Source organism: Bradyrhizobium sp. (assembly GCF_035273305.1).
Lineage (GTDB): Bacteria > Pseudomonadota > Alphaproteobacteria > Rhizobiales > Xanthobacteraceae > Bradyrhizobium.
On record NZ_DATEPI010000085.1, the window covers coordinates 20521 to 27839 of the forward strand.

Below are 7319 nucleotides of genomic sequence, written 5' to 3' on the forward strand. Positions count from 1 at the left end.
TTGGGCTGACCAGAATATGGTTGAGGAATTGTCACAGGCAAAACCGCAAGGTGACGCGGAGAGGATTCCGCTGCTGCGCATCGACGCCGTGGTGAAGAAATTCGGAGCGGTCCACGCTGTGGACCGGCTTTCGCTCGACATCAGGGTAGGGGAGTTCTTCGCGCTGCTCGGTCCCAGCGGTTGCGGCAAGACCACGCTGTTGCGAATGCTCGCCGGATTCGAGACGCCGGACCAGGGACGCATTCTGCTCGATGGCAAGGATATCGCGCCGGTTCTGCCGCATCAGCGCCCGGTCAACATGATGTTCCAGAACTACGCGTTGTTTTCGCACCTCAGCGTCCGGGAGAACATCGCGTTCGGACTCAAGCGCATGGGGATGCCGCGCGCGGAGATCAACCGACGCGTCGCCGAGATGGTCAGCCTGGTCAAGCTCGACGGCCTCGAGAACCGCAAACCCGATCAACTTTCCGGCGGTCAGAAGCAGCGCGTGGCACTGGCGCGCTCGCTGGCGCGGCGCCCGCGGGTACTGTTGCTCGATGAGCCGCTCGCCGCGCTCGACAAGAAGCTGCGCGAAAGCACCCAATTGGAATTGATGGACGTGCAGCGCCGGCTCGGCATGACTTTCATCATTGTCACCCACGACCAGGAAGAAGCGATGACAGTCGCGGATCGAATCGGCGTGATGGATGCGGGCCGCCTGGAGCAGGTGGCGACGCCGCGCCAGCTTTACGAGTCCCCCCGTTCGCGCTGGGTCGCGGAGTTCATCGGCGACGTCAATATATTTGAGGGACAGGCGCAATCGGACGAAGCCGGCCGCCTGACCATCTCGACCAGGGAAGCCGGCACCCTCGTCGTCGCCCAGCGATCCGAGCCGGCCAGCAATAACCTCGTCTGCGTCGCGATCCGCCCCGAGAAGATCAAGCTGTCGCGGCGTGGCCCGGCTTCCGACGCGCTCACTGCAAATGCCATCAACCGCATCGAGGGCACGGTAACCGAGGTAAATTACCTCGGGAGCGTCACGAGCTACAAGATCAAGCTCGATAGCGGCGCGGTTTTGCGCTCGTCCATGACCAATACGGCTCGAATCGAGATCGATGCCTATCATGCGAACCAACGGGTGGTGGCCTGGTTCACGCCAGACGATTGCGTGGTGCTGGAGCAATGAGCACGCGCTTTACATTCACGCGTCCGGCGCGGCTGGTGGCGATCGCGCCCTATCTGTGGATGCTGCTGTTCTTCCTCCTGCCGTTCGGTTTCGTGCTCAAGATCAGCCTCTCGCAAACCGCGATTGCGCAGCCGCCTTATGTGCCCGTGTTCGATCCGACCGAGGGCCTCTCCGCCATCGCCGGATTGGCCGAGCTGTCGCTGGATAATTTCAAGCTCCTGGTTTCGGATAACCTCTACGTGTTGTCGTACCTGCGCAGCCTGGCTGTCGCCGCGGTTTCGACCTCGATCCTGCTGGTGATCGGTTATCCCCTTGCCTATGGCATGGCTCGGCTGCCACGGCAGTGGCAGGCGTTGGCGATGATGCTGGTGATCATTCCATTCTGGACCTCGTTTCTGATTCGCATCTACGCCTGGATCAACATTCTGCAGCACGATGGTGTCCTCAATAAATTCTTGCTGGCGCTGCATCTGGTTTCGGCGCCCGTGGTGTGGCTGTCTACCGACAGCGCGATGTATCTCGGCATCGTCTACTCTTATCTGCCATTCATGATCTTGCCGCTTTACGCGAGCCTCGCCAAAATGGATCCGGCGCTGCTGGAGGCGGCGGAGGACCTCGGCGCTTCGCGGGCGCACGCGTTTTGGCTGGTGACGTTTCCGCTATCTTTGCCGGGGATAGCCGCCGGCGTGCTGCTGTGCTTCATTCCCATCGTCGGCGAATTCGTCATTCCCGATTTGTTGGCCGGCTCCAATTCGCTGATGATCGGGCAGACGCTGTGGCTTGAATTCTTCACCAACAAAGATTGGCCGGTGGCGTCGGCGGCTGCCGTGATCTTGCTGCTGCTGCTGGTAGTGCCGCTGGCATTATATGATCGGTTGCAGCGACGCCGATTCGAGCAGGCGCAATGAAGCCGCGCACCGTGCATGCGCTGTCGCGGTTCAACTTGGTTTCGCTCGCGCTTGGTTTTGCGTTTCTGTACGTGCCGATCGTTATCCTCGTGATCTATTCGTTCAACGCTTCTCGGCTGGTCACGGTGTGGGGCGGCTGGTCGCTGCGCTGGTACGGAGAATTCTTCCACGACCGCGCCATGCTGGAAGCGACGTTGATGAGTTTTCGCGTCGCGGCTACTTCCGCCACGATCGCGACGCTGCTGGGCACGCTGGCTGCCGTGGCGCTGTCGCGTGGCGAAGGTTTCAGAGGACGCACTCTCTTTTCCGGAATGCTCTATGCGCCGCTCGTAATGCCCGAAGTCATCACCGGGCTTTCGCTGCTGCTGTTGTTCGTCGCAATCAACGCCGAACGCGGCTTTTGGACCGTAACCATCGCGCACACCACGCTGACGATGTGCTTCGTCGCCGTTGTGGTGCAATCGCGGCTCGGTTCGCTGGATCGCAGCCTCGAGGAAGCCGCGATGGATCTCGGCTGCGCTCCCACACGGGCATTCGTCGCCGTGACCTTGCCGCTGATTGCGCCCGCGATTGCCGCCGGCTGGATGCTGGCTTTCACGCTCTCGCTCGACGATCTCGTGATCGCGAGCTTCACCACCGGACCCGGCTCGGCGACGCTGCCAATCCGGATCTATTCGGAGGTGCGGCTCGGGGTCAAACCCGAAATCAATGCAATCTGCACGGTGATGATCGCCCTGATCGCGGTGGTGATCGTGATCGCCTCGCTTGTTTCGAAATTGTCGAGCGATCGCGGCGAGAACGCCGCGCCGTTGTAGGCGCGCATCACGTTGCATTTATGGTAGCCATTCAGGATTTCACCGCGCCGGCGGTCAGGCCTCCCACCATGTAGCGCTTGAACACGTAATAGATCGCGGCCGGCGGAAGCGCATAGATGAAGCCGGTCGTCATCAGCAACTCCCAGGGCGAATCGTCGGCGGCGAGGAAATTACCGAGCGCGACCGGCAGCGTGATGTCGGTGTCCTTCGACAACAGCAAAAACGCGTAGAGATATTCGTTCCAGGCAAGCAGCAGCGCATAAGTGCCGATCGCAACCAGCGAAGGCATCATCAGCGGGATGTAAACCAGACGAAACAATTGCAGCGTGGTCGCGCCATCCATGATGGCGGCCTCGTCGAGTTCGACCGGCAGCTTGTCCGATGCCTGCTTCAGCACCCAGATCGCGTAAGGCGAGGCGATGGTTACCATCGCCAGGATCAGCGCCCAGTGATTGTTGAGCAGGCCATAATTGCCCATGGTCCGGTACATCGGTACGGCCAGGAACGCGGCCGGGATGAAGTAGGTGAATAGTGCCAGATTCATCACCCAGCGCCCGCCTGGGACGCGCAGGCGCGAAATGGCGAACGCCGCAGCGGTTGCGATCAGCAGGGTGAAAGCGCCGACTGCCACCGCGATCACAGTCGAATTCCAAAGCTGCAGCCAAAAGTGACTGAGGAAATAATGTCTCTCGTTGAAGACGATCGCAAAATTGTTCAGCGTCGGATGATCGGGCCACAGCTTGCCGGCGAACGCGTCTTCCTTTGGCGAGATCGCAAACAGGAACATGTGATAGATCGGCAGCATGGTCCAGATAAACACGGGGACGCCGATCAGCAGCAGCCGCGCCTCGATACCCGCTTCGCGCAACGTGGGCAGCTTCATCGCGACAACCGTTTCATCATGAAATAAACAAGCGGCAGCACCAGCGGCAGCGCGCATACGATCGCCGCCATCGAAAGATCGAGTTCATCGAGCCGCAGATAGCGGATGCCGAGGGTTGAAAGCACGTGGCTGAGATCGGCGGGGCCACCGCCGGTCAACAGATAGACGCTATTGAAATCGCCGAGCGTCCAGATCATCGAGAGCAGCGTGCAGGTCAGATACAGCGTCCGCATTGAAGGCCAGGTAATGAAGCGGAATTTCTGCCACCAGCTTGCGCCGTCAACATCGGCGGCCTCGAACAGGTCCCGCGCGATCGCAAGTCGTCCGGTCATCAGGATCAGTGTCCAGAACGGCAGCGATTTCCAGATGTGGACCACGATCGCCATCGACAGCGCCAGCACCGGATCATTGAGCCAGTTCGGACCATCGTCAGCGGTAAACTTGAAGATCAACTGATTGATGAGACCCCATTCGGGATTCAGCATGAACCGCACTGACAGAATGGTCGGGATCGACGGCACCGCCCATGGCAGGATGAACAGCACTGACAGCCATTTGATCCATGAGCGCTCCTGAATGAAGAAGCCCGACAGGAACAGCGCCACCAGCATTTTCAGGTTGATGCCGACCAGCAGGAAAAATAGCGTGTTGATCGCGGCGCGCGCGAATACGGGATCGTGGTACAGCGTCACGTAGCTGGCTGGATGCCGCGCCAGCCAAAGGCCGTAGCCGACCGGATACAGCACAAAGGCGAGGAAGACGAGAAAGTAGGGGGCCAGCAGCGCGAAGCCCCAGATCTGGGTGGTTGTCAGGCGCGCCGACAGTGGCCCGCTCGGGACCGCTTGTTCGGCGGAAACTGTCATCGTGGCCATGCGATGAACCCGTGTCGACTAGGGCTGACGTATTTTAATGAACGCTGTCGTCCCTGCGAAAGCGAAGACCGACGCCGTGTAGCTTGCTTTGGCAGAGGCTGGTTTAACAATTTTTGCGCCACCCCCGGGATCGTGGCTATGTGTCCCGGCGTTCGCCGGGACAACCACGAAGCGGAAAATAGTTTGCACTCTGCGTCATGCCCTAACCGGCGACCTGCTTGATACGGGCGATCAGTTCGTCCACCGCCTTGTCCACCGGCACCTTTTCGCTGACCACCCGATTCATCGCCTTCGCCCAGACGTTCTCGTTGTTGAGAATGGTGAACTTGTAGTTCTTGGTGAAGTCGAACGGCGTCGTGCCGCCTGTGAACTGGGTGTAGACCGCCTTGCGATGACGATCCGCCTGCCAAAACGGGCTCTTCTGCCCGGCGATGGTGACCGGAAACCAGCGCCCGAGCGCGCCTTCGACATAGGGCTGCAGGTTCTCTTCCTGCAGCAGGAATTTGACGAACTCCTTCGCCTGCGGCTTGTTCTTGGCGGCGGCGAAGATCACGCCGGTCTTGACGTCGGATCGATACTTGATGGGCGAGCCATCTGGCTTGTTTGGGAATGACGCGGTGATGATGGTTTCCTCATAAGCCTTCTTGCCGGCCGCGCGCTGCTCCGGCGTCAGCGCCGGATTGATCGAATCCTCGTACCATTTCGCCGCGATCGAGATCGTGAAGTTATGGGTCATCACGATCGTCTTGTTATGGAAGGCGACGTTGTTGTCCGGGTCCTTCCAGGTCGTGGAAGAGGGCGGCGTGCATCCCTTGAGATACGTGTCGGTGTAATCTTTTAGCGCGCCGATCAGGCCTTCCCTGACTTTGGGATCGTCGACCAGCAGCTTGCCGTTATCATCGACAAGCCTGACGTTGTAGGCATCCATGAAGGTATAGAACGACTGGAACGAATCGGTCGATTCCACGCCCATCGGCTGGCCGACGCCATAGACGCGCGAGCTTGTCGCCTTGCGATAGGCGGGCTGCACCTTGTCACACCAGAACGTCCAGTAGTCCGCCCATTTGGTCGGGATGTCGCTTTCCTTGAAGCCGGCGGTCTCCAGCATGTCCTTCCAGATCTGGACGTGCATGCTCTGCTGCTTCAGCGGGAAGCCGTAATAGCCTTTCTTCTTGGTCTGATCGTTATAGAGCAGTGCGGTTTCGACCGTGTTCGGCGCAAAGGCCGATTTCATCGGCGTCAGGATGTCCGAGAGATCCTCGAGCTTGCCTTCGAATGCCCACTTACCAGCCGCCTGGACATCGTAAGAGTCGGAATAGGCGACATCGGGCGGCGTTCCGGAGTCCAGCGCCGCCACGGTTTTAGGGATCATGTCCTGCACGGAATACTGCGACAGCTCCACCTTGACGCCGCTTTTGGCTTCGAACTTCTTGATGGCTTCGTTTAGCGCGTCGTCCTCTGACTTGTAGAAGCCCTTGACCCACCAGACCGTGAGTTTCTGCTGTGCCATCGCAGGCGCGGCCGCGTAGAGCAGGCCGATCGCCGCGCTGACCGTACATGCAAGCGCACGAATTCCCTTTGTTTTCACATTACTCTCCCTGACCCTGGTCTGCCGATTTATTAACCGGTTGGATAAAAGACTAACCCACATCCGCGGACTGGGCTAGATGGTCCGTGGAAGCGTCGCGCAAGCTTGGTCGGGAGTTCTGCGTCGGTTCCTTTCATCGCGCGGCTGGCAAGTTGGGCCTTAAGCTTCGAGATGGCGCATCGAAGCAATCCATGGAGCCGACGATCAAACAAGAAAGCTGGATTGCTTCGTCCCGTTCGCTCCTCGCAATGACGGCTCGCTTTTGTTGTGCCTCCCAGTTGTGGGGACGGAAAGCAGATCGTGAGCGGAGCGAACGATGGCACGTGGGGGCTGTTCGTGTGTATGACGCAACCCGACCAGGCGCTTCGCGCCACCCCAGAGCGAGCTTTGCTCGTCTCGACCTCACAAGTGGGAGGGATAGGAAAGAGCAAACTCCGCTGCCTCTTTATCCCTCTCCTTTACTTTATGGGGAGGGTGGCTGGCCGAAGGCCAGTCGGGTGGGGTTGTTACGTCGCACACCGAAGCACCCCCACCAGTCACATCGCTCGCCTCGTTCGCGACGTGCCCGCCCTCCCCACAAGGAGGAGGGATGAACACCGCCGATGCGGTGGTACTGCATGCAATGACATCGGAACAGTTCACACCCACACCTCTCCGATCTCGCCGCGCGTGCTGTGTATTGTGGCGAGCGAAGCTCCCTCTTTCTTATCCCTCCCCTTCTTTTATGGGGAGGGTGGCGCGAAGCGCCGGGTGGGGTGGTTCCTCGCATGCCGAAGCAGCCCCCACCCGTCACATCGCTCGCTCCGCTCACGATGTGCCCGCCCTCCCCACAAAAGGGGGAGGGATGGAGTGCGCCGCAGCCTTCCCGCATATCTCTCCAATTTCATCGCGCAAAACACACCTCTCCGATCTCGCCGCGCGATGCGCGCGAGTTTTGAATTGTGTAAAGCCTTCTAAACATCAGAGGGCGTGGGGAATGCCGGGTGCTCGATGCACCCGCAGCCTCGCGTGGGAAAAAATAGAACCACACGAGCGTAGTCACCGCGAGGTTCACCGGATTCACCCGGCATTCCCGCACGCAATGGTTT

The 7319-nt window shown here is 59.7% G+C and carries 6 protein-coding genes; 3 read left to right on the plus strand and 3 right to left on the minus strand.

The genetic code is table 11. The features are described from left to right. The first annotated feature begins 16 nt into the window (after window positions 1-16). From VJV58_RS05450 to VJV58_RS05460, 3 genes are read left to right on the plus strand one after another with little or no spacing between them, the layout of a single operon-like run. Window positions 17-1165, plus strand: a complete 1149-nt coding sequence (locus tag VJV58_RS05450) for an ABC transporter ATP-binding protein (RefSeq protein ID WP_324136319.1) — start codon at window positions 17-19, stop codon at window positions 1163-1165. Beyond that, window positions 1162-2073, plus strand: a complete 912-nt coding sequence (locus VJV58_RS05455) for an ABC transporter permease (RefSeq protein WP_324136320.1) — start codon at window positions 1162-1164, stop codon at window positions 2071-2073. The genes VJV58_RS05450 and VJV58_RS05455 overlap by 4 nt, the downstream gene beginning before the upstream one ends. Then, the gene (locus tag VJV58_RS05460) at window positions 2070-2888 is read left to right on the plus strand and encodes an ABC transporter permease (protein ID WP_324136321.1); all 819 of its coding nucleotides are present in this window, start codon (window positions 2070-2072) and stop codon (window positions 2886-2888) included. The genes VJV58_RS05455 and VJV58_RS05460 overlap by 4 nt, the downstream gene beginning before the upstream one ends. 31 nt (window positions 2889-2919) lie before the next feature. Here VJV58_RS05460 and VJV58_RS05465 read toward each other — a convergent pair whose 3' ends face one another. From VJV58_RS05465 to VJV58_RS05475, 3 genes are all read right to left on the minus strand, one after another. Beyond that, entirely contained in the window at window positions 2920-3771 is an 852-nt protein-coding gene (locus VJV58_RS05465; protein ID WP_324136322.1) for a carbohydrate ABC transporter permease, read from the minus strand. After that, window positions 3768-4643: a sugar ABC transporter permease gene (locus VJV58_RS05470; protein ID WP_324136323.1), complete on the minus strand. Its 876-nt coding sequence runs from the start codon at window positions 4641-4643 to the stop codon at window positions 3768-3770. Before VJV58_RS05470 ends, VJV58_RS05465 begins: the two co-directional genes overlap by 4 nt. A gap of 202 nt (window positions 4644-4845) precedes the next feature. After that, a complete protein-coding gene (locus VJV58_RS05475) occupies window positions 4846-6231 on the minus strand; it encodes an ABC transporter substrate-binding protein (protein ID WP_324136324.1) in 1386 nt (461 codons plus the stop codon). Window positions 6232-7319 lie beyond the last annotated feature (1088 nt).

What these genes read in the sequence shown, in the direction of transcription:
- VJV58_RS05470 (WP_324136323.1), bottom strand. Translation starts at nt 4,643, where the DNA reads ATGGCCACGATGACAGTTTCCGCCGAACAAGCGGTCCCGAGCGGGCCA.
- VJV58_RS05465 (WP_324136322.1), bottom strand. Translation starts at nt 3,771, where the DNA reads ATGAAGCTGCCCACGTTGCGCGAAGCGGGTATCGAGGCGCGGCTGCTG.
- VJV58_RS05455 (WP_324136320.1), top strand. Translation starts at nt 1,162, where the DNA reads ATGAGCACGCGCTTTACATTCACGCGTCCGGCGCGGCTGGTGGCGATC.
- VJV58_RS05450 (WP_324136319.1), top strand. Translation starts at nt 17, where the DNA reads ATGGTTGAGGAATTGTCACAGGCAAAACCGCAAGGTGACGCGGAGAGG.
- VJV58_RS05460 (WP_324136321.1), top strand. Translation starts at nt 2,070, where the DNA reads ATGAAGCCGCGCACCGTGCATGCGCTGTCGCGGTTCAACTTGGTTTCG.